We start from the raw sequence: 19,239 nt of genomic DNA, 5'->3' as shown, positions 1-19,239 counted from the left end.
TCTCTCTCGAGAGCGCCCAACGAGCCAACAGGACCGTCGTACCGCCGACACGAGCCTCATACATTTGTCCGATAGTCGGCATGGATTCGTATCGACGACTCATGCGCGTCCGGAACACCTCCCTTTCCGAAGACCAGATCCACAGGCTCCTGGGGAACAGTCGCCGCAGTGCGACGCTTCGTCAGCTCGGGGAGAACGGCGGCATCGTCTCGCTCCGAGAGCTGTCGGAGCGGGTCGCGGCCCTCGAGACCGGGGAGACGCCGCCGCCGTCGAACGTCAGGGAGAGCGTCTACAACTCGCTTCACCAGACCCACCTCCCGCAGCTCGAGGAGGTCGGCGTCGTCGAGTACGACCGCGACCGCCGTCAGGTCCGGCTCTGCAAGCACGCCCGGGAAGTCGATCTCTACATGGAGGTCGTCACGCGGTACGGGGTGACGTGGTCGGAGATCTACCGCGCGCTCGGGGTGTCCGGTCTGCTGGTCGTCCTCGGCGCCCTGCTCGAGGCTCCGCTTCTGGGCGGAGTCGACCCGCTTCTCTGGACGAGCCTCTTTTTGGCACTGTTCGCCGTCCTCTCGCTGTACCAGCTGTGGGCGAACCGAAGTCTCGTACTCTCGGGGTTTCGAGAATAAACGACCTTTCGCGGATAAACAACCGTGCCGACGGCAGCCCTCGAGGGAGAATCCCCGAACGGTCTCGCGGCGTAGTGGTTCAGACTCCGGCCTCGAGGAGTCTGTCGTTACACTCCTCGCAGGTCGCGGCGACAACATCGTACTGCCGACAGCAGGACTCGACGACTGCCTGCTCGAAGTTTACGGTACCGTCGCAGGTCGGGCAGCGCTCGAGAAACAGTCGCAGCGCGCCGAGAACCTCGCTGCGTTGGGCGAGCGATAGCTGGTCCCAGCTCTCGACCCGCTCCTCGAGCAGCCTGGCACTGGCTACGTCGGCGACGAACGCCGAGCGGGACTCCCACTGTCCGATCCGCTCTCCCTCGACCACCGCGACGAACGCGTCGCCGTGCCAGCGGATCTCGAGTTCCGAGGGTGGAAGGCCGACGAGCTCGGCGAGCGCGTCCCGATCGGCGTGTTCCACGCCGACGGCTGCACACTCCCGTCGCCACGCACGCTCGAACGTCGGCTCGAGGACGAGGTCGTCGGCGACTGGATCCTCGATCACGATGCCGGTCTCCTTGAGGTAGCGGTCGATCTGCAGCTCCGCGATCGGCGTCGGCTCCGACGACTTGCCGAACCAGTCGAGCATCCGACTCGGGAGGTAGCGTTTCGTCAGCGACGGCGTTCCGGGGACGAGATAGCCTCGCAGCCAGATCGCTCCAATTGCGACGACGAACAGTACGATTCCCGCGACCGGAACGGCGGCACCGACGGCGACCGCCGCGACCGTCGCAACCGCGACGTTGAGTACCGTACATGGGAGACATCTGTTCTCCCCGATGTACTCCGGTCGGGTTACTCGCTCGAGCAGAGTAGCCCATGGTCTCGTCATACGTTCGCTCGGACTCTGGACAAAATATGTATGACCACTCTACCGCGTTCGATCACTTGTCGCTCGCAGCGGTCGGCGAACCACACTACGGTCGCTCGCACCAATCGAGTCGGCCGGACGGTCCCCCGTCGCTCGTTCGGCGACGCGTCGCTCGCGAGACCCTCACCCGTCGCTCTTCGGCGGCTCAATAGGCCGTTCGTGGTTTTCAAGCCCGACCTGATAGACGACAGGGAGCTCGTGCAACGACTTCAAGCTCGTTCATCCCCGGTGCTCGAGCGCTCACACCGGGATAGCGCTCTGTCCTTCCCACCTGGCTCCCGAATCGACGAGTCACGTCTCTCGTTTCAGCGTGAGCTCCGACGGTGACTGTTTCGGATACACCGACAGTTACGGTCTACTGAAGGCCCTCCTTGTCTCTCGGTCGGTGCCAGTGTCAGTGATAAACGGTCTCACTGCCTTATTAGCGGCCCGCCGAATATCCGCTCGAGGCCGGGTAAGAGATGGACGAAGGAGAGGTACATGAGGTTCGACGGGGGGTATCGAACGAGAAGCGGTCCGCGAGGGACGAACTCTTTCACGCGTTGAGTAACCAGCGACGGCGGCACGTGCTGACGTATCTGCGAGCGAACGGACGGGAGGCAACGGTCAGGGAACTCTCGGAGTGGCTCGCCGCGCGCGAAAACGACGTGAGCGTCGAGGAGGTGTCTTACAAGCAACGAAAGCGGACGTACACGTCACTTATTCAGATCCACCTGAGGACGCTTCGCGACGGAGGATTCATCCGATACGACAGAGGACGCGGACGCGTCGAGCTGACCGCGGACGGTCGTCACCTCGCGCGCGTCCTCGAGCGGGATCTGATCGGTGACGAGCGAGCGCCGTCCGACGGCTCCGGGACGACGCTGCTCGAGCGCTGGAAGCGCCGCCTCTCGTAAGCAGCAAGCTCCGCGCGTTTAGTTCTCGGCCGTCGATCCGTCGAGATCGGTCACGAGCCTCGAGAGCGTCTCGAGATCGTACTGTCCGGGCGCGGTCGCCTCGGCGGGGTCGACGGGCGCGTAGCCGATTCGCGAGCCGTACACCGGCGCGACGGCCCGCGTGTGCCGCCCGACCTCGCCCATCGCCATCGTCGCCACCCGATCGCCGTGATACGCGAGCTGCTCGGTCGCCGACAGCAACGCGATCGTGTCGGCGTTCGACTCCGCCGTCACAGCCAGCTTCGCGACGTCGGCGTACTTGCCCGCCTCGGTCAGCGTCGAAACCAGCTCGCCGCGGGGTGGCGTTCCCTCGAAGTCGTGCGAAGAAGCGATGATCGAGACGTCCCGTTCGCGGGCGGTCTCGAGGACGTCTTCGGCCTTCCCCTCGAGAATCGACTCGAGTTCGACGTCGATCGCGCCGACGGCGTCGAACGCGGTCGCCGCCGAGAGGACCTCGAGCCGATCGCTGTCCTCACCGCCCCACTCGCCGCCCTCCCAGGCGGCGCGGTTGGTCGCGACGATCGGGAGGTCGGCGTCGTACGCCTCGAGTGCCTTGAGGGGGTCGTCGGTCAGGTCCATCCGGAACTCGACGGCATCGGCGTGCTCGCGGGCCGTCGGCTCGTCGGCGTCGGCGAGATCGGCGGTCGCGGCCGCAAGCGTAAACGAGTCGAAGTCGATACCCATAGCCGGTTGTGAGAACGGGGCGGCGAAAAACGGTGTCGTTTCGCCGGCTCAGGCCATCCCGAGGGTTTCCTCGGCCTCGAGCAGCTCGTGGTACCGATTCCGAATGGTGACCTCGGAGATGTCGGCGACGTCGCTCACCGCGGCCTGAGTCGTCTTCTCGTTAGTGAGCAGGGCGGCGGCGTACACCGCGGCGGCCGCGAGGCCGACCGGCGACTTCCCCGAGTGAACGCCCTTCTCCTTGGCATTCTGGAGCAGGCCGCGGGCGCGGTGTTCGGCCTCGTCCGAAAGCTCGAGTCCGGAGGCGAAGCGGGGGACGTAGCTCTCGGGGTCGGCGGGCTGGACCTCGAGGCCGAGTTCGCGGACGACGTAGCGGTAGGTGCGGGCGATCTCGTTTTTCTCGACGCGGGAGACGTCGGCGATCTCGTCCAGCGAGCGCGGGACGCCGGCCTGGCGCGCGGCGGCGTAGACGCAGGCCGTCGAGACGCCCTCGATCGAGCGTCCGGGAAGGAGGTCCTCGTCGAGCGCGCGACGGTAAATCACGCTGGCGGTCTCGCGGACGTTCGTGGGCAGCCCCAGGGCGCTCGCCATCCGGTCGATCTCGCCGAGTGCCTGCTTGAGGTTACGCTCCTTGGAGTCGCGGGTACGGAAGCGCTCGTTCCACTTGCGCAGGCGCTGCATCTTCTCGCGCTGGCGCGATCCCAGGGAGTTGCCGTAGGCGTCCTTGTTTCGCCAGTCGATGTTCGTCGACAGCCCCTTGTCGTGCATCGTGTTCGTCGTCGGCGCGCCGACGCGGGACTTCTCGTTTTTCTCGCTGGCGTCGAAGGCGCGCCATTCGGGGCCGCGGTCGACGGAATCCTCCTCGACGACGAGGCCACAGTCCTCACAGACCGTCTCGCCGTGTTCGTCGTCGACGACGAGGTTGCCCGTACACTCGGGACAGACGACGTCGCTTTCCTCGCTCTCGGTCGTCTCCTCGCTCGTTTCGTGTTCGCTACGTCGGACTCTCGTGCTCGGTGATGCGTTAGTCATGGGATGGCGGGTACTGCCCGGTAGGTCGCGTACAGAATCCGGACGGAGTTGCTACCTACCTGGTTCCGAGACACCGGAGTTAATGGTTTCGAAATCGCCGCCGTGCTCCGCTCGAGACGCGGTTCATCGTCAAAATCCGTGTAGAACTCGGGGCCGCGAGCGCTTGGGTCCGGGACGGAAGCAACGAAACGGGAGTTCCAAACGGCTCCGCCCCGAGCCCTGCGTATGGACGTTGCAGTCGGGAGCACGAACCCGGTCAAGGTCGACGCGGTCGAACGAACGCTCGAGCGATACGATCCCTGTCTCTTATACACATCTCTGAGCGGGNGTCTCCGGTGCCGAGAACCGGGCGCGACGAGCCCTCAAGGCGACCGACTGCGAGTACGGGATCGGGCTCGAGGGCGGCGTGGCCCGGGTCGAGGGGACGCCGGGGCTCTCGCTGATCATGTGGGGCGCGGCGACCGACGGTCACCGTATCGAGCGCGGAGGCGGACCGACGCTTCGGCTTCCCGATCGGATCGCGGACCGACTCGAGGACGGCGAGGAACTCGGACCGGTGATGGACGACGTCCTCGGTCGGGACGACGTCGCCGAAACGGACGGGGCCGCGGGCGTGCTCACCGACGGACTCACCGACCGAACGCGGGCGCTCGGCGAGGCGGTCGCCTGTAGCGTCGGCCCGCTCCTGACACCGAGGTACGAGTAGCCGGATCGGTAGCACCGCGTTGAGGTTTCTCCCGCGGACAGTCGTCGATCCGTACCGATTAGCCGACCGTACCAACACGACGGTTCGCTCTCCGGTTTCCGTCCCTACGCCTCGAGCAATCGCAAGACGGGAGCGAGTTAACCGGTCGTACCAAACCCCCTAAGAGCGTTCCGACTGTGGCATGTCGTATGAGCACCGCAATGGCTACCGACCTCACGAGCAAACAGCGCCGGATCCTCCAGTACTTCCGGGAGCACGCGGCGACGAAGACGTACTTCAAGTCGCGACTCATCGCCCAGGAGCTGGGAATGACGGCCAAGGAGGTCGGGTCGAACATCACGGCGCTCCAGGAGAGCGACTCCGGCGTCGAGATCGAGAAATGGGGGTACTCCTCGAGTACGACCTGGAAGGTCAGCCTGTAGCGGTTCGAGACGAGGCAGCGGCTAGAGCGTTCTATCCTGCGAGCAGTAGCTGTTCGAGTCACCGCGCTACCCCTCGTAGGCGACGAACTGGTCGGCGTTGCGCGCGAGTCGACGCGCGCGGTCGCCGAAGGAGTCGGCGTGGCGAACGACGAGGACGAGCACGGTCTCGGGTCGCTCGACCGCGTACCCGTCCTCCCGGGAGAGCAGTCCGGCCCCCTCGAGTTCGCCGGCGTACTTGCTCACCGTCGGTGCCGAGACCTCGAGGGCGTCCGCGAGGTCGCCGGCCGTCGAGTCCGACGACAGCAGCAGTTCGATCAGCATTCCTCGCGGGGTGTCCCGGCGGAGATACCCCAGCGTGCGTTTCTCGAACTCGTCGAACCGATCGGCGGGGACGAATCGCTTGTAGTCGCCGTCACGGTAGCGCTCGATAGCGCCTTGCTCCTCGAGCTGGCGGAGGTGGTGTTGGGTCTCGCCGGTACCGAGCTGCAGGTCATCACGGATCTTCGAGAAGTGCGCGCCGGGCGTCGTCGAGAGGTAGCCCGAGATCGCGTCGCGAGCGTCGCTCTCTCCGGTGTCGGCGCTCGCGGTTTCCGAGAGGCCCGCCACCGGTGCAGTGGCACCGAGTGCGGCGAACCGACGCAGGGTCGAGCGTTTGTCGTCGTCGACCCCTTCGGACGATGTCATGACTTCTACAGTCAGCAATGTGACCCGCGGTAAAACAGGTTTCGCTCCGTCTCGGATCCCAAGATCAGCGGTGAAACGGCCTCAGTCGGTACTCTGGGAGGGATCTGTCGTGTCGTCCCCTGCAGGCGACGGCTCCTCGTCGATATCCTCGAACTCGATCGACGAGTTTGCCTCGAGCTCCGCGTCGATCTCGCCGATGATCTCGCTGATGTCGTCGAGCCCGATCAGCTCGCGGGTCTCCTCGCTGAACTCGAGGCTCTCGAGCTGGTCGCCGTCTTCCTTGACGTCACTGCCCGAGAGGTGTTTGCCGTAGCGTCCGACCATCGACGTCAGCTCCTGTGGCATAACGAAGGTGGTCGACTCGCTCTGACCGATCTGTTCGAGCGTCTCCATTCCCTGATCGATGATGGCGCGTTCGCCCATCGATTCGGCGGATTTCGCCCGCAGGACCGTCGAGATCGAGTCACCCTGCGCTTCCAGGATCTGGCTCTGCTTCTCACCCTGTGCACGGATGATCTCGCTCTGCTTGTCACCTTCCGCCTTCTCGACGGCACTGCGGCGTTCACCCTGGGCCTCGAGGATCATCGCGCGCCGCTTCCGTTCCGCGGAGGTCTGTTTCTCCATCGACTGCTGGACGTCCTGCGAGGGGTTTACCTCCCGAACTTCGACCGACTCGATCCGGATGCCCCACTCGTCGGTGGGCTCGTCGAGCTCCTGGCGGATCCTTGCGTTGATCTCCTGGCGCTTGTTCAGCGTGTCGTCGAGCTCCATATCGCCGATGACGGCACGCAGGGTCGTCTGAGCGAGATTCGAGACGGCCTTCTTGTAGTCGTCGACCTCGAGAAACGCCCGCTTGACGTTCATCACGCGCATGTAGATGACGGCGTCGGCCGTCACGGGCGAGTTGTCCCGCGTGATCGCCTCCTGGCGTGGGACGTCGACCGTCTGGGTCCGCATGTCGAACCGATAGGTGTTCGAGACGAACGGCGGAACGACGTTGATCCCGGGCTCGAGCAGCTTGCGGTACTCACCGAGGACGGTCAGCGTTTTCTTCTCGTAGGCGTCGACGATGACGATACTGCTCCGGAGGACGATCGGAACGAGCAACAACACCAACAGTCCGATCGCCAGTCCGGCGACGGTCGTCACAAAAAGCGGCGTGAACAGGGACATGCTTCTACGACGAACTCAGCACTGCAAAAGTGTTTCTAATACGCTGACAAATATGAGAGAGAGCCGACGCGAAAGGGGTCGGCACACCGAACCGCAAAAACCGCCGTCTCGGACAGAGCGCTAGTTGTCTGCGCTCGAGTCGTCAACCGGTGGTTCGGCGTCGTCGGGGTCGGCATCGTCGCCCGCGGGTTCGGTCGTTCCGCCGTCGGTCTGCTGGAACTCCTGGTCCATCTCCTCGATGACCTCGTCGGGGTCGGTGATCTCGGCGGGATCCTCGCCCTCCTTGATCGCCTGGGCCTCCTGTTCCATCGCCTCGACGTCCATCTCGGCCTCCTGGTCGATCTCGCCGATGATCTCGGCGATGTCGTCGAGCCCGATCAGCTCGCGGGTCTCCTCGCTGAACTCGAGGCTCTCGAGCTGGTCGCCGTCTTCCTTGACGTCGCTGCCCGAGAGGTGTTTGCCGTAGCGTCCGACCATCGAGGTCAGCTCCTGTGGCATGACGAAGGTGGTCGACTCGCTCTGACCGATCTGTTCGAGCGTCTCCATTCCCTGATCGATGATGGCGCGTTCGCCCATCGATTCGGCGGATTTCGCCCGCAGGACCGTCGAGATCGAGTCACCCTGCGCTTCCAGGATCTGGCTCTGCTTCTCACCCTGGGCGCGGATGATCTCGCTCTGCTTGTCACCTTCCGCCTTCTCGACGGCGCTGCGGCGTTCACCCTGGGCCTCGAGGATCATGGCGCGCCGTTTCCGTTCCGCGGAGGTCTGTTGCTCCATGGCGCGCTGGACGTCCTTCGAGGGGTTCACCTCTCGAACCTCGACGCTCTCCACTCGAATGCCCCACTCGTCGGTGGGTTCGTCGAGCTCCTGGCGGATCTTCGCGTTGATCTCCTGGCGTTTGTTGAGCGTGTCGTCGAGCTCCATGTCGCCCAGCACGGCGCGGAGGGTGGTCTGGGCGAGATTCGAGACGGCCTTCTTGTAGTCGTCGACCTCGAGGAAGGCCTTCTTCGCGTCCATCACCTTGATGTAGACGACGGCGTCGGCGGTCACGGGCGAGTTGTCCCGCGTGATCGCCTCCTGCCGGGGGACGTCAAGGGTCTGGGTTCGCATGTCGAACCGATAGGTGTTCGAGACGAACGGCGGGACCCAGTTGATCCCGGGCTCGAGCAGCTTGCGGTACTCGCCGAAGACGGTCAGGGCGCGTTTCTCGTAGGCGTCGACGATCTCGATCGCGCTCAGTAGCGCGGCGACGACGACGACGAGAACCAGCGCACCCAGAAACAGCAGTGCACCGCCGGTTTGCATGGGGAGTAATTCGATCGCCATACGTCGATCTTACGGCGGTGAGGGGAAAAACGTTCCCCTGGTCAACATGTCCCGGCAGTCAGCCGGATTTCTCGGTTTCGGGCTCGCGGATCGAGTCGTCGGCGTTCGATTCCGCGGATCCGGTCTCGTCGACCGTCGGCTCCTCGGCGTTCGAGGAGTCGCGGGCGAGCGCCCGGTCGATCTCGTCCTCGCCGATCGAGCCAAGCGACTCGACGGTCAGGACGTTCCCGCCGCCGGGATCGAGGACGATGATCTCCTCGCCCTCCTCGATGGTGCCGCTCGAGGTCCGGGCGCTGTAGTAGGGGGCGAACCCGCCCTGCTCGAGTTTGACCTCGCCGCCGCGGTTGGTGACGGTCTTGGTGACGTAGCCGGTGGTTCCGGCCAGCGACTCCGAGTCCGAGGTCTGGGGGGTCCCCTTCCCGCCGTAGAAGTCGAACTCGCGGTAGACGTAGGTCGCCACGAGCCCGATCGCCAGGGTCAGCCCCGCCAGCACCAGCAGGTTCGCCGCCGGCGGGAACAGCATCCCGATGAGCCCCGCACCGACCAGGGCGATGCCGATGACGATCAGGTGGGCCCCCGGCGACAGCGCCTCGAGCCCCATCAACACGAGACCCGTCGCCAGCAACACGAGGGGCATATTTTCGAAGAGAACTTCGATCATGTCCGATGCTAAGGTCTCGCCGTGATTAAATGTTTAGTGGGCTCAGAAGGGCAGCGAGACAACGCGGGCGATCACGAGAAGCATCGCGATCGCGCCCAGCACGACGAAGACCGCGTTCTCGAGGGTGGGATCGCCGCGTTCGATCGGCGTCGAACTCGGCTCGGGCGCGTAGGGGTCGTCCTCCTCGGTCTCCTCGCTCGCGTCCGTCTCGTCGGTATCGTAGCTCGAGAGGTCGATCGGGATTCGATCGCGATCACCGCTGCGGGCGGGCTCGATACCGGAGGTGTCCCGGACGTTCCGCACCGTTTCCCGTTCGTCGGTCGACCCCGCCGTCGGCTGCTCCCGCGTCCCGTCGTCGCCCTCGCGTCGGTCGCCGGAGGCGTCGCCTGCCATACCTCGAGGTTAGAGCGCCGCGGTCAAAAACCCGCGGTCCTCGACTCAGTTCCGCTCGGACCGGGGGGCGATGTTGCCGCCGTAGACGACGCCGCGCTCGGCGTCGAGGGTCACCGTCGATCCGTCCTCGAGTTCGTCGACGTCGGCCCCGCTGATCATCGGGACGTCGATCTCACGGGCGACGAGCGCGGGGTAGCCCGTCATCCCCCGCTGGGCGTTGACGATCCCGCCGATCCGCTCGAGGTCGCCCTCGAACTCGTCGTCGAACGCCGTCCCGAGCGCGACGATCGCGCCGTCGGGGATCGACGAGAGGTCGCCATCTCGGAGCCGAACGACGGGGCCGGTCGTCCGACCCTCGACGACGACCCGTCCCGTCGTCAGCGCGTCCGCGGCGACGTGGACCTTCATCATGTTCGTCGTGTTCGCGCCCTCGAGTTCGGTCATCATGCCACAGAGGACGACGACGGTGTCGCCGCTGTCGGCGACGCCAGCGTCGAGCGCCGCCTGAACGGCCTTCTCGACGACGGCGTCAGCACCCTGATCGGAGACCCGGGCGTACAGCGGCGTCACGCCCCACGACAGCGCGAGTCGTCGACGCACGTCGTGGTTCGGCGTCGAGGCGACGACCGGAACGCCCGGACGGTACTTCGCCGTCTTCAGCGCGGTGTAGCCGGATTCGGTCGCGGCGACGACCGCCTCCGCGCCGATGTCCCGGGCCATGTAGCGAGCCGAACGAGCGAGCGCGTCGGTCCGGGCCTCGCCCGCGGTCGGCACGCGCTGCTCGAGGGTCTCGGCGTACTCCTCCGTGTTCTCGACCTGGCGGACGATGCTGTCCATGGCGTCGACGACCTCGGGGGGGTGATCGCCGATCGCCGTTTCGGCGGAGAGCATCACTGCGTCGGTGCCGTCCAAGACGGCGTTGGCGACGTCGGAGGCCTCCGCGCGGGTCGGTCGTCGGGCGTGGACCATCGAGTCGAGCATCTCCGTCGCCGTGATCACTGGCGAGCCCGCGTTGTGACACTTTCGGATGATCCGTTTCTGGATCATCGGAACGTCCTCCATCGGACACTCGACGCCCAGGTCGCCGCGAGCGACCATGATCCCGTAGGAGGCCTCGATGATCTCGTCTAAGTTCTCGACGGCCCCCGCCCGTTCGATCTTCGAGATGATCGGAATGTCCTCGGCGCCCAGCTCCTCGAGGACCTCGCTGACCTCGTAGACGTCCTCGGCGTCGCGGACGAAACTCGCCGCGACGAAGTCGACCTCCTTCTCGGCGCCGAGCTCGAGGTCCTTCCGGTCGGAGTCGGTGACGATATCGAGGTCGAGGTCGACGCCGGGGACGTTGACACCCTTGCGGCCGCCGAGTTCGCCGCCGGTGTCGACGCGAGCCCGGACCGACCCGCCGGAGCGCTCGAGCACCGTCGTCTCGATCAGGCCGTCGTCGAGCAGGATGCGGTCGCCCGCCTCGACCTCCCGGATGGGAAGCGAGAGGCCCACGCGCTCGGGGGAGGCCTCGTCGCCCTCGACGAACTCGATCTCGGAGTCCGTCTCGAGCGAGACGGTTTCACCCTCCGGGAGCGGGGCCGTCCTGACCTCCGGTCCCTTCATGTCGAGCATGACGGCCACCGGCTCGTCCCGTTGTTCGTCGACCGCGCGCACGCGGTCGATCAGCGTCGCTCGATCCTCGAGGCTGCCGTGGCTCGCGTTCAGCCGAGCGACGGACATCCCGGCGTCGGCGAGTGCCGAAATCGTTCCCCGGTCGTCCGAGGCCGGACCCAGGGTACAGACGATCTTCGCGTTTCTCATGTCCCCTGATAGCGCGAGCACCGTCAAAAAGCTGCGTGGTTTACTCGGTCTCGAGTTCCTTCCCGACCCATCATGTGCCACGGGAACGGTTTTCCGAGGTTCGTGCCTCTCTTTGTATATGCCAACGTTCGCGTCCGTCGTGGAGCTTGCCGACCGTGACGTCCAGAACATGCAGGAACTCGCCTCGATCTGGGGCGAGATCAGAACGGAGTTCGAGGAACACGACACCACGCTCGAGGACTCCTACGCGATGCTCGGCGAGCACGACTTCCTCGTCATCTTCGAGGCTCCCGACCAGGACTCGGCGTACAAGGCCGCACTGACGATGCATCGACACGGGCTGGACGCCCAGACGATGGCACTGAAGGACACCGACGACTTCGCCGACCTCGTCGACGAAGTCTAAATCGGCTCGTGTCTCGAGGGACGTCGGAGGACGACGGCCTCACGACCCACACGTCGATCCTGACCGGGTTCCCTCTACCTAGGAATTCGCGGTACGTACAGGTGAACGACGTATCAGCTCGGTCCGACCATCCCACCTGCGGTGGCGCGCGCTGTCGACCGGCCGAACGTCTGTGAGGACGGTCAACGACGCTGCGCGAGGTCTTCGCGAGCCATGCGAGCGAACGGCTTGGAAGACGCAGCGCGTCTTCCAGTGGATGAGCGAACGAGCAAAGCGAGTGAGAGAATTGGGTAGGGAGGGCGTGGCGATTCCCTGTGTTCGTACGAACAGCGTCTGCTTCTATCGGTATTACCGCGAAAGCCCCTGCCGTTCTCGGGCGTTCTGACTCGCTGCGCACGCTCCTTGCAGTCGCGTGCTTGTGTCGTCGGAACGCCCGAGAACGCCAGCCCCTTTCAGTCCCACCCCGTGGTGGTTGGTCGGCACTGCAGACGTATCGCCGGCTGTTCCATTCGCACTCCCTACGCAACGACCCCTTCGAGTACCATTGGGTCTAAAACGCACCCGACTCGAGCAAAAATCGAGGGGTGCCTATCGAACCTTCTCGCCGACCTCGGCGTCGCCGTGGGTCGTCAGCAGGTCGGCCCCCTCGCCCGCGGCGAGCACCATTCCGTTCGACTCGACGCCGAACAGCTCGGCGGGCTCCATGTTCGCCAGCAGGATGCACTTCTCGCCGGGGAGTTCCTCGAGGTCGTGGAGCTGCTTGATCCCCGCGACGACCTGGCGGGTCTCGAAGCCGATGTCGACCTCGAGTTTGGCGAGGTCGTCGGCGCCCTCGATCCCCTCGGCCGTCTCGATGCGGCCGACGCGGATGTCGACGTCCTGGAACTCCTCGAAGCCGATGCGGTCCTCGAGCAGGGGCTCGAGGTCACTCGTCTCCTCGTCTCCGTCTGCCATGTCTGCGGTTTCGCCCTCGTCGGTGTGGTCGCTTTCGCTTTCCCCGTCACCGGCCGCAGCCACGCGCTCCTCGAGCTTCTCGTTCAGTTCGTCGACGCGGTCGTCCTCGATCTTCTCGAACAGCTCGCCGGGCTCCGCGAAGTTTCGAGGTGGCGCCTCGAGGGCGGCCTCGAGACCGGCGTCCGCGATCTCGCCGTCCTCGCCGATCTGGTCCCACAGCAGCTGGGATTTGTCGGGCGTGATCGGCTCGAGCAGGACGGCGACGGCCTTGGCGATCTGGACGCAGTCGCGGATGACCTGCGCGGCCTGCTCGGGATCCTCGTCGGTGAGCTTCCAGGGCTCGTTGCGCTGGATGTACTCGTTGCCGAACTGCGCCAGACGAGTGGCGGCCTGGCCGATGCCGCGCAGCGAGTAGTCGTTGACGGCCTCGCGGACCTCGCCGATGGCGCCCTCGATGCGTTCCTGCACTTCCTCCGAGACGTCCGCGTCCGGCGTCCCCTCGAAGTTCCGGTAGGCAAACAGCAGCGAGCGGTACCAGAAGTTGCCGACCGTTCCCACGAGTTCGCCGTTGACCTTCTCCTGGAAAGCGTCCCAGGAGAAGTCGACGTCCTGCTGGAGACCCCCAGTAGTCGTCAGGTAGTACCGCAGTAGGTCGGGGTGGAACCCTTCGTCGAGGTACTCCTCGGCCCAGATTGCGCGGTTGCGACTCGTCGAGAGCCCCTTCCCGTTGATTGTGATGAAGCCGGTCGCGGCCACGGCTCGAGGGGCGTTGTAGCCGGCGCCCTCGAGCATCGCGGGCCAGAAAATCGTGTGGTGCTGGATGATGTCTCGGCCGATGACGTGAACGATCTCACCGTCGTCTTTCCAGACGCGCTCCCAGTCGTACTCGTCGGTCCCGACGCGCTCGCTGTACTGCTTCGTCGAGGCGATGTACTCGACGGGGGCGTCGACCCAGACGTAGAGGACGACGTCTTCCGTGCTCTCGTCATCGCCATTGGGGTAGTCTATCCCCCACTCCATGTCCCGCGTGAGACACCAGTCCTGCAGCCCCTCTTCGATCCACTGACGGGGCTGGTTACGCGCGTTCGAGGTGCCCTCGAGGCCGTCCAAGAACTCGGTGAGGTAGTCCGAAAACTCCGAGACGCGGAAGAACTTGTGGCTGCGGTGGCGGTATTCGGCCGGGTTCCCGGTGATCGTACTTTTCGGATCCTCGACCTCGCCGGGCTCTAAGTGGCGCTGACAGCCCTCGTCGCACTCGTCGCCGCGGGCCTTCTCCCCGCAGTACGGACAGGTGCCCTGAACGTAGCGATCCGGCAGGTACTGGTCGGCGTCGGGGTCGTAGGCGACCTGGATCTCCTTCTCGTAGACGTAGCCCTCCTCGTCCAGGGTGCGGACGATCTCCTGGGTGAGTTCCGTGTTGGTCTCGTCGTGGGTGTGGCCGTAGTTGTCGAAGTCGACGTTGAACTTGGGAAACGTCTCCTCGTACTGCTCGTGCCAGTCCAGCGCGAACTCCGCGGGATCGACGCCCTCCTGTTCGGCGTTGACGGCCACGGGCGTGCCGTGCATGTCCGAGCCGGAGACGTAGGCCGTCTCCTGGCCCAGCGTCTCGAGCGCGCGGTTGAAGGCGTCTGCGCCGATGTATCCGCGGAGGTGACCGATGTGGAGGTCGCCGTTGGCGTAGGGCAACCCGCAGGTCACGATCGCGGGACTGTCAGTTGGAAACTCGTCGGTGCTCATACTCGCCATGAGTCGGTGCCGGGCGTAAAAGCCGCCGGTTTCCGCTCGGTCACTCGGTCGCGTCGCCGACGACCCAGACCTCCGGCAGCAGGCCGGCTCGAGCGCCGATCAGCAGTCCGAGCCCGACCAGCAGGGACGCGAAGAAGACGACGGTCGACATCGCACCACCGACGGGGACGACGAGCGAGACGGCGGTGACCACCCACGCCAGCCAGGCCAGCGCCTCCCAGGGTCGCCCGCCGTACAGCCGCCAGCTCGAGAGCGAGAGCGCGAAGCCGCCGAGCGCGGCCGCCACCAGGACGCCCTCGAGGATGGTCGACGCCGCGATCAGCGTGCCGACGCCGACGATCGAGACGGCGTCGATCCGGTCCAGGCCCATACTGACTATCTTCCGGCGACGTGCCAAACGGGTATCGATCGGCTCTCAACCACGGTCGGCCGTGCCCCGCTTACCCGAACTTTTCGGCCCGACCCTGCAGCCGCTCGAGCACGGACGGCCGACCGCGACACGTAAGCGTGACCGTCTCGCCCTCGTAGTCGACCGACTCGACGGTCGTGCGGTCGTAAGCAGTCGAGACCAGCGACATCGCGTCGTCGGTGTTCGGCAACCGAAGCGTCGCCCGCTCCTCGGGGAACCGCTCCCGAATCGCCGAGCGAACGGCCTCGAGGTTCGTCCCCTCGAGCAGGCTCGCGAGTATCGGGTCGGCCGCCGATTCCGGAATGAGATCCGCAGCTACTGAGGAGCGTCGTCGGCGCTCCTCGTCGGACAGCGTCTCGGCCTTGTTGAGTACGGGGACGATCCGATCGTCGTCGACCCCCTGTGCGTCGAGCACCTCGAGGGACACCGACAGCCGCTCGCGGAACGTCTCGAGGGAATCGCCGGCGTCGACGACCAGAACGACGACGTCGGCCGCGGCCGCCTCCGACAGCGTCGAACTGAACGACTCGACGAGGTCGTGGGGCAGGTCGTCGACGAACCCGACCGTGTCGGTGACGAGCGCGGGCCGGCCCTCGAGGGTCGCCCGACGGGTCGTCGTCTCGAGGGTCTCGAACAGCCGATCCTCGATCGCCGCGGTGGCGTCCTTTCCGTCGCCGTCCGAGTGAGCGTCCTCGTCGCGATCCTCGAGGCTCATCTCGTCGGCGAGTCGGTGCAGCAGCGTCGACTTCCCGGCGTTGGTGTAGCCCGCCAGGGTGACGAGATCGAACCCCTCCTCGCGGCGGCGCTGCCGGAACTGCTCGGCGGGCTCGGGCAGCTCCTCGAGTTTCGTCTCGAGGCGGTCGATCCGCTCCTCGACGTCGTAGATCCGGGACCCCTTCTCGGTCTGCTGGTTCAACATCCCCTCGTCGGCCGCGGCGATCACCCGCGGCAGGTCGTAGCGCAGGCGCGCCAGCTCGACCTGAAGCTGGGCCCGACGGGTGCCGGCCTGGCTCTCGAAGAGCTCGAGGACGAGCCGGTAGCGATCGACGACGATCGTCTCCTCGGGCATCCGTTGCTCGATGGTGTGGTGCTGGTCGGGCGTGAGCTCGCCGTCGACGACGACGCGGCCGGCTTCCTGCTCCTCGACGACGGTCGCGAGCTCCTCGAGCTTCCCGCTGCCGAGGTAGGTCCCGGAGTCGTTCGGTCCGACCTGCGTGACGGTCGCGACGACGTCGTCCCCGTTGGCCCGGACGAGCGCCTCGATCTCGTCGGTCTCGACGGGGGCGTTCGGCGATCGTTTCGCGATAACTGTGCGTGCGGTCTGCGTGGGTGCTGATCGTGACATGAGCGTCTGTAGCTGCGAGTACTGCGTGGCTCCGGCTCGAGTCCGTGCCGGGCGAAACGAGCGGGGATCGGGGGCTGCGTCGCCGTCGACCGAACCGTCGACGACGGCGGCGAACCCGACTCACCGAGCGAAAACGATCTCCATCTGCTGTGGCGTGGATTTGCCGAGCATACCACTAATCGGTTGTGGTAGTGTGGGTAGCTGTGACATATCCTCTCGGGAGTACGGCCGTTTCGATCGAACTCGTCGCGAAAAGCGAGCCGAATACCTTACTCCCCGAACAGCTCGTCGACGGCCTCGCGCGCGGCGAGGGCGGCGTCGTCGGCGACCTGCTCCGGGTCGGCCCCGTCTTCGGGCGCGTTCAGGTAGACGTCGACCTCGAGGACGCCGTCCTCGAAGACGACCGTCACGTCGTAGTCCCGAACCTCGGATTGCTTGTACCGGGAGAAGATCAGTCCCTCCGCTGCGTCGGAGGCGGTCTGGACGATCTCCTCGTCGGTCGGCTCCTCACTCGACATTTACGCGCCGCCGGCACCGGGACCGCCCGGACCTGCCGGGCCGCCCATGCCGCCGCCCGCGCCGCCGAGCAGTTCCTCGAGCTCGCCCTGGAGGTCCTCGAACTGCTCCTGGACGCGCTCCTCCTGCTTCTCGAGGGTCTCGAGACGGATCTCGAGGGTGTCGACCTTCTCTTCGAGGTCGTCCTCGGCCGTGTCGTAGTCGGTCTCGACGAACAGCTCGCCGACGTTACGGTACATCGTCGTCTCCTCGTCGATGTTGTCGAGCTCGTCGAGGGCGCTCTCAGCCTCCTCGAGGTTCGTCTCGGCCTGCTGTTTCTGCATGGCGACTTCCTGTGCGGTCTCCTGAAGGCCCTGGAGCTGCTCGATTTTCTCCTGTGCTTCCGGCGGCAGGTTTCCTTGCATATCTCGACCGTCGCCCTCCGGACTGATAAAGCCAAGCTTTGTCGCTCGAACGAAAGCGTGCGTCCGAGCCCGTTGGGCGTGCAACCTCGAAACCTATCCCCCTCGCGGGCGTCCCTCCGGTGATGCGACGTCGCGACCTCCTCACTGCCGGCGCCCTCTCGAGTGCGCTCTCGCTTGCGGGCTGTCTCGAGACGCTCGAGCGCGAGGATGCCTGGCGGGAGCTGGTTGTCGACCCACCTGACGGCGCCTACGTACCGCCGAAGGTCGACGAGATGCTTCTGCTTGGCACTGCGACCGCCGACGGTCTCGAGGTCTCGCTGTCGGCGACGCGACCCCACTCGTTCTGGACGGTCGCCGACGGCGAGCGGGCGCGTGCGGACGTCCGGGACCACCACGACGTCCACCTGATGGCGACGGTCACCGACGCCGAGACCGGTCTCGCGGTTCCGACGTCGGTGTCGACGGCGATCCACAGCCGCGAGGAACGGATCGATGAGCGGACTCTGTGGCCGATGCTCTCCCAGCGGATGGGATTTCACTACGGCGACAACGTCCCGCTGGGCGACGACGGCCCCCACGACGCGACCGTTCGGATCGAACCGACGAGCGCCCAGGTCTCCGGTCCCCTCGCCGACCGACTCGATACGGCCCGCACCGTCGACCTCGAGTTCGAGTACGCGGCCGACGAGATCGACTCGCTCGAGCGCCGGCTAATCGACGAGGACGAGGGGCGTGGCGAGAGCGGAGCGGTCGAACCGATGGAACACGGTCACGGCGAACACGAGACTGACAACGGCCACGATGACCACGACAGCCACAGTGATCACGAGTCCGGGAACGGCCACGACGATCACGATGCTCACGAGGCGGACGACCACGGGGCGGGAGCCGATCTCGAGGCCGCCACCGACGAGTGGCTCGGCACCGCCCGCAGCGGGGACCTCGAGTTCGGCGTCGGCGTCCTCGAGCGGGGATCGGACGGGATCGGCGAGGACACCCTCGTCGTGAGCGCTCGCACGCGGTACAACCAGTTTTCGCTCCCGTTCGCCGGGCTGTCGGTCGCTCCGGTTCGGGACGGATCGCCCGGCGAGAAAACCCCGCTCACGGAGCGCCTCGATGCCGAGCTGGGTCACCACTACGGCGCTCCCCTCGAGCGCGAGCGCCTCGAGTCGACGACCGAGCTGGCGGTGGTCGTCGACGCGACGCCGCAGCTCTCGCGCCACGAGGGGTACGAGACGGCGTTTTTCGACCTCGAGCCCGCGACGGTGGGGATCGACCTCGAGTAGAGCCGATCAGTCGGCTCGAGCGAGGTGGCCGTCCGCGCTGCGGACCAGGAGGATTCCGACGGCGAGCATGAGCACGCTCACCGCGAGCCAGTGGGGGTTCCAGGCTTCGGTGCCGTGGACGACGTTGTGCAGGTCGAGCACGTAGTGGCTGACGACGCCGTCGAAGACGTTGAAGGCGCCCGCCCCGACGACGACGGAGCCGATCAGGTACCGCGTCGAGAACCGGGCGTCGGTGCCGTTGACGAGTCGCCAGGTGAGCCCGAGGCCGACGCCCATCACGCCGAGCATTCCGAGCAGGAAGAGACCGTCGAACATGACGTTCGTCCGCATCCCGTCGAGGCTGTAGGGGTCGTAGATCCCCGACAGCAGGTGGTGGGTCTGCAGCGTCAGATGGAAGATCACGACGTCGATAATCGCACCGAAGCCGAAGCCGACGGTTCCGCCGGCCAGCAGAACGCGCCGACGGCTCCCCGTGCTCGAATCCGTTACCATACCGCAGTCCTTCGCGGACCGCAGGGAAAAACGGCCGGCCGACGACTGCTACGTTTCCGAACGCGACCGAACTTGGTCGCCGACGGCGGCGGTTCGCTCGGCGACGTCGACCAGCGAGAACCAGGTGTTCAGCGCCGCGCGGAGCGCGACCGGATCCGCGGCCTCGATCTCGAGCGAGACGATCGCCCCCTCGCTGTCGATCGTCGTCTGCGACCGGTCGTCGTCGATCTCGCCGACCTCGCGGGCGACCGATTCGGCGACGAGGCGGGCTCGAGCCGACTCGTCGTACTCGAACTCGAGGGTCGCGCCGTGGGCGGCCACGG

The 19,239-nt window shown here is 66.0% G+C and carries 21 protein-coding genes and 1 pseudogene; 6 read left to right on the top strand and 16 right to left on the bottom strand.

The features are described 5' to 3' along the window. Nucleotides 1-101: 101 nt before the first annotated feature. The gene (locus tag C491_RS03530) at nucleotides 102-629 is read left to right on the top strand and encodes a DUF7344 domain-containing protein (protein WP_049891454.1); all 528 of its coding nucleotides are present in this window, start codon (nucleotides 102-104) and stop codon (nucleotides 627-629) included. 79 nt (nucleotides 630-708) lie between these two features. On the opposite strand, the gene C491_RS03525 is transcribed toward C491_RS03530, so the two are convergent. Further along, nucleotides 709-1,500 (bottom strand): hypothetical protein, encoded by a 792-nt coding sequence (locus tag C491_RS03525; RefSeq protein ID WP_005553828.1) that lies wholly within the window; start codon nucleotides 1,498-1,500, stop codon nucleotides 709-711. A 500-nt stretch (nucleotides 1,501-2,000) separates the two neighbouring features. Between C491_RS03525 and C491_RS03520 the strand changes: the two genes are divergently transcribed. Continuing rightward, complete coding sequence (locus C491_RS03520) at nucleotides 2,001-2,435, top strand: DUF7344 domain-containing protein (RefSeq protein ID WP_005553827.1); 435 nt, start codon at nucleotides 2,001-2,003, stop codon at nucleotides 2,433-2,435. An 18-nt stretch (nucleotides 2,436-2,453) separates the two neighbouring features. Here the strand turns inward: C491_RS03520 and C491_RS03515 are convergent, their stop codons facing one another. Together C491_RS03515 and C491_RS03510 are read right to left on the bottom strand one after the other, a co-directional pair. Continuing rightward, a complete protein-coding gene (locus C491_RS03515) occupies nucleotides 2,454-3,158 on the bottom strand; it encodes a type I 3-dehydroquinate dehydratase (RefSeq protein ID WP_005553826.1) in 705 nt (234 codons plus the stop codon). Nucleotides 3,159-3,206: 48 nt separating this feature from the next. Beyond that, on the bottom strand, nucleotides 3,207-4,187 hold the full coding sequence (locus tag C491_RS03510) for a transcription initiation factor IIB (protein WP_005553824.1): 981 nt from the start codon (nucleotides 4,185-4,187) through the stop codon (nucleotides 3,207-3,209). 225 nt (nucleotides 4,188-4,412) lie between these two features. On the opposite strand from C491_RS03510, the pseudogene C491_RS03505 reads away from it, so the two are divergent. Further along, a pseudogene (locus C491_RS03505) lies at nucleotides 4,413-4,893 on the top strand (DUF84 family protein). A 188-nt stretch (nucleotides 4,894-5,081) separates the two neighbouring features. Further along, nucleotides 5,082-5,315, top strand: a complete 234-nt coding sequence (locus tag C491_RS03500; RefSeq protein WP_193787526.1) for a DUF7123 family protein — start codon at nucleotides 5,082-5,084, stop codon at nucleotides 5,313-5,315. A 66-nt stretch (nucleotides 5,316-5,381) separates the two neighbouring features. On the opposite strand, the gene C491_RS03495 is transcribed toward C491_RS03500, so the two are convergent. From C491_RS03495 to pyk, 6 genes are all read right to left on the bottom strand, one after another. After that, entirely contained in the window at nucleotides 5,382-5,999 is a 618-nt protein-coding gene (locus C491_RS03495) for a winged helix-turn-helix transcriptional regulator (protein ID WP_005553820.1), read from the bottom strand. An 81-nt stretch (nucleotides 6,000-6,080) separates the two neighbouring features. Next, nucleotides 6,081-7,172 (bottom strand): SPFH domain-containing protein, encoded by a 1,092-nt coding sequence (locus C491_RS03490; protein ID WP_005553818.1) that lies wholly within the window; start codon nucleotides 7,170-7,172, stop codon nucleotides 6,081-6,083. A gap of 120 nt (nucleotides 7,173-7,292) precedes the next feature. Then, entirely contained in the window at nucleotides 7,293-8,498 is a 1,206-nt protein-coding gene (locus tag C491_RS03485; RefSeq protein ID WP_049891414.1) for an SPFH domain-containing protein, read from the bottom strand. A gap of 58 nt (nucleotides 8,499-8,556) precedes the next feature. Next, a complete protein-coding gene (locus C491_RS03480; protein ID WP_005553815.1) occupies nucleotides 8,557-9,159 on the bottom strand; it encodes an NfeD family protein in 603 nt (200 codons plus the stop codon). A gap of 42 nt (nucleotides 9,160-9,201) precedes the next feature. Further along, the gene (locus tag C491_RS03475; RefSeq protein ID WP_005553814.1) at nucleotides 9,202-9,552 is read right to left on the bottom strand and encodes a DUF7312 domain-containing protein; all 351 of its coding nucleotides are present in this window, start codon (nucleotides 9,550-9,552) and stop codon (nucleotides 9,202-9,204) included. A gap of 45 nt (nucleotides 9,553-9,597) precedes the next feature. Beyond that, complete coding sequence (gene pyk, locus C491_RS03470; RefSeq protein WP_005553813.1) at nucleotides 9,598-11,358, bottom strand: pyruvate kinase; 1,761 nt, start codon at nucleotides 11,356-11,358, stop codon at nucleotides 9,598-9,600. A gap of 118 nt (nucleotides 11,359-11,476) precedes the next feature. Between pyk and C491_RS03465 the strand changes: the two genes are divergently transcribed. Further along, nucleotides 11,477-11,764 carry a GYD domain-containing protein gene (locus C491_RS03465; RefSeq protein WP_005553812.1) on the top strand — a complete coding sequence of 96 codons (288 nt, stop codon included), beginning with the start codon at nucleotides 11,477-11,479 and terminating at the stop codon, nucleotides 11,762-11,764. Between the two features lie 588 nt (nucleotides 11,765-12,352). Here the strand turns inward: C491_RS03465 and metG are convergent. The 5 genes from metG to C491_RS03440 form a co-directional block, all read right to left on the bottom strand. Next, nucleotides 12,353-14,455, bottom strand: coding sequence for a methionine--tRNA ligase (gene metG, locus C491_RS03460; protein ID WP_005553811.1), 2,103 nt, complete (start codon nucleotides 14,453-14,455; stop codon nucleotides 12,353-12,355). A 49-nt stretch (nucleotides 14,456-14,504) separates the two neighbouring features. Continuing rightward, complete coding sequence (locus C491_RS03455) at nucleotides 14,505-14,834, bottom strand: hypothetical protein (protein WP_005553810.1); 330 nt, start codon at nucleotides 14,832-14,834, stop codon at nucleotides 14,505-14,507. Nucleotides 14,835-14,904: 70 nt separating this feature from the next. Beyond that, nucleotides 14,905-16,218, bottom strand: a complete 1,314-nt coding sequence (hflX, locus tag C491_RS03450) for a GTPase HflX (RefSeq protein ID WP_005553809.1) — start codon at nucleotides 16,216-16,218, stop codon at nucleotides 14,905-14,907. Nucleotides 16,219-16,487: 269 nt separating this feature from the next. Further along, the gene (locus C491_RS03445; protein ID WP_005553808.1) at nucleotides 16,488-16,736 is read right to left on the bottom strand and encodes a DUF3194 domain-containing protein; all 249 of its coding nucleotides are present in this window, start codon (nucleotides 16,734-16,736) and stop codon (nucleotides 16,488-16,490) included. Continuing rightward, nucleotides 16,737-17,138 (bottom strand): prefoldin subunit beta, encoded by a 402-nt coding sequence (locus C491_RS03440; protein ID WP_005553807.1) that lies wholly within the window; start codon nucleotides 17,136-17,138, stop codon nucleotides 16,737-16,739. A gap of 122 nt (nucleotides 17,139-17,260) precedes the next feature. On the opposite strand from C491_RS03440, the gene C491_RS03435 reads away from it, so the two are divergent. After that, the gene (locus C491_RS03435) at nucleotides 17,261-18,424 is read left to right on the top strand and encodes a DUF7350 domain-containing protein (protein WP_005553805.1); all 1,164 of its coding nucleotides are present in this window, start codon (nucleotides 17,261-17,263) and stop codon (nucleotides 18,422-18,424) included. A gap of 6 nt (nucleotides 18,425-18,430) precedes the next feature. On the opposite strand, the gene C491_RS03430 is transcribed toward C491_RS03435, so the two are convergent. Beyond that, entirely contained in the window at nucleotides 18,431-18,916 is a 486-nt protein-coding gene (locus C491_RS03430; protein WP_005553804.1) for a DUF2243 domain-containing protein, read from the bottom strand. Between the two features lie 48 nt (nucleotides 18,917-18,964). Beyond that, nucleotides 18,965-19,237, bottom strand: a complete 273-nt coding sequence (locus C491_RS03425) for a KEOPS complex subunit Pcc1 (protein WP_005553802.1) — start codon at nucleotides 19,235-19,237, stop codon at nucleotides 18,965-18,967. Nucleotides 19,238-19,239 lie beyond the last annotated feature (2 nt).

Source organism: Natronococcus amylolyticus DSM 10524, assembly GCF_000337675.1.
GTDB lineage: Archaea > Halobacteriota > Halobacteria > Halobacteriales > Natrialbaceae > Natronococcus > Natronococcus amylolyticus.
The sequence above is the reverse complement of the archived record's forward strand: the minus strand, read 5'-3'. Positions and strand labels throughout refer to the sequence as shown.

Excerpts from the sequence above, each read along its gene's own strand:
- C491_RS03495 (WP_005553820.1), bottom strand. The coding sequence starts at position 5,999 with ATGACATCGTCCGAAGGGGTCGACGACGACAAACGCTCGACCCTGCGT.
- C491_RS03455 (WP_005553810.1), bottom strand. The coding sequence starts at position 14,834 with ATGGGCCTGGACCGGATCGACGCCGTCTCGATCGTCGGCGTCGGCACG.
- C491_RS03475 (WP_005553814.1), bottom strand. The coding sequence starts at position 9,552 with ATGGCAGGCGACGCCTCCGGCGACCGACGCGAGGGCGACGACGGGACG.
- C491_RS03485 (WP_049891414.1), bottom strand. The coding sequence starts at position 8,498 with ATGGCGATCGAATTACTCCCCATGCAAACCGGCGGTGCACTGCTGTTT.
- C491_RS03465 (WP_005553812.1), top strand. The coding sequence starts at position 11,477 with ATGCCAACGTTCGCGTCCGTCGTGGAGCTTGCCGACCGTGACGTCCAG.
- C491_RS03515 (WP_005553826.1), bottom strand. The coding sequence starts at position 3,158 with ATGGGTATCGACTTCGACTCGTTTACGCTTGCGGCCGCGACCGCCGAT.
- C491_RS03445 (WP_005553808.1), bottom strand. The coding sequence starts at position 16,736 with ATGTCGAGTGAGGAGCCGACCGACGAGGAGATCGTCCAGACCGCCTCC.
- hflX (WP_005553809.1), bottom strand. The coding sequence starts at position 16,218 with ATGTCACGATCAGCACCCACGCAGACCGCACGCACAGTTATCGCGAAA.
- C491_RS03520 (WP_005553827.1), top strand. The coding sequence starts at position 2,001 with ATGGACGAAGGAGAGGTACATGAGGTTCGACGGGGGGTATCGAACGAG.
- C491_RS03480 (WP_005553815.1), bottom strand. The coding sequence starts at position 9,159 with ATGATCGAAGTTCTCTTCGAAAATATGCCCCTCGTGTTGCTGGCGACG.
- C491_RS03525 (WP_005553828.1), bottom strand. The coding sequence starts at position 1,500 with ATGACGAGACCATGGGCTACTCTGCTCGAGCGAGTAACCCGACCGGAG.
- C491_RS03440 (WP_005553807.1), bottom strand. The coding sequence starts at position 17,138 with ATGCAAGGAAACCTGCCGCCGGAAGCACAGGAGAAAATCGAGCAGCTC.
- C491_RS03430 (WP_005553804.1), bottom strand. The coding sequence starts at position 18,916 with ATGGTAACGGATTCGAGCACGGGGAGCCGTCGGCGCGTTCTGCTGGCC.
- C491_RS03490 (WP_005553818.1), bottom strand. The coding sequence starts at position 7,172 with ATGTCCCTGTTCACGCCGCTTTTTGTGACGACCGTCGCCGGACTGGCG.
- C491_RS03435 (WP_005553805.1), top strand. The coding sequence starts at position 17,261 with ATGCGACGTCGCGACCTCCTCACTGCCGGCGCCCTCTCGAGTGCGCTC.
- metG (WP_005553811.1), bottom strand. The coding sequence starts at position 14,455 with ATGAGCACCGACGAGTTTCCAACTGACAGTCCCGCGATCGTGACCTGC.
- C491_RS03510 (WP_005553824.1), bottom strand. The coding sequence starts at position 4,187 with ATGACTAACGCATCACCGAGCACGAGAGTCCGACGTAGCGAACACGAA.
- pyk (WP_005553813.1), bottom strand. The coding sequence starts at position 11,358 with ATGAGAAACGCGAAGATCGTCTGTACCCTGGGTCCGGCCTCGGACGAC.
- C491_RS03500 (WP_193787526.1), top strand. The coding sequence starts at position 5,082 with ATGAGCACCGCAATGGCTACCGACCTCACGAGCAAACAGCGCCGGATC.
- C491_RS03530 (WP_049891454.1), top strand. The coding sequence starts at position 102 with ATGCGCGTCCGGAACACCTCCCTTTCCGAAGACCAGATCCACAGGCTC.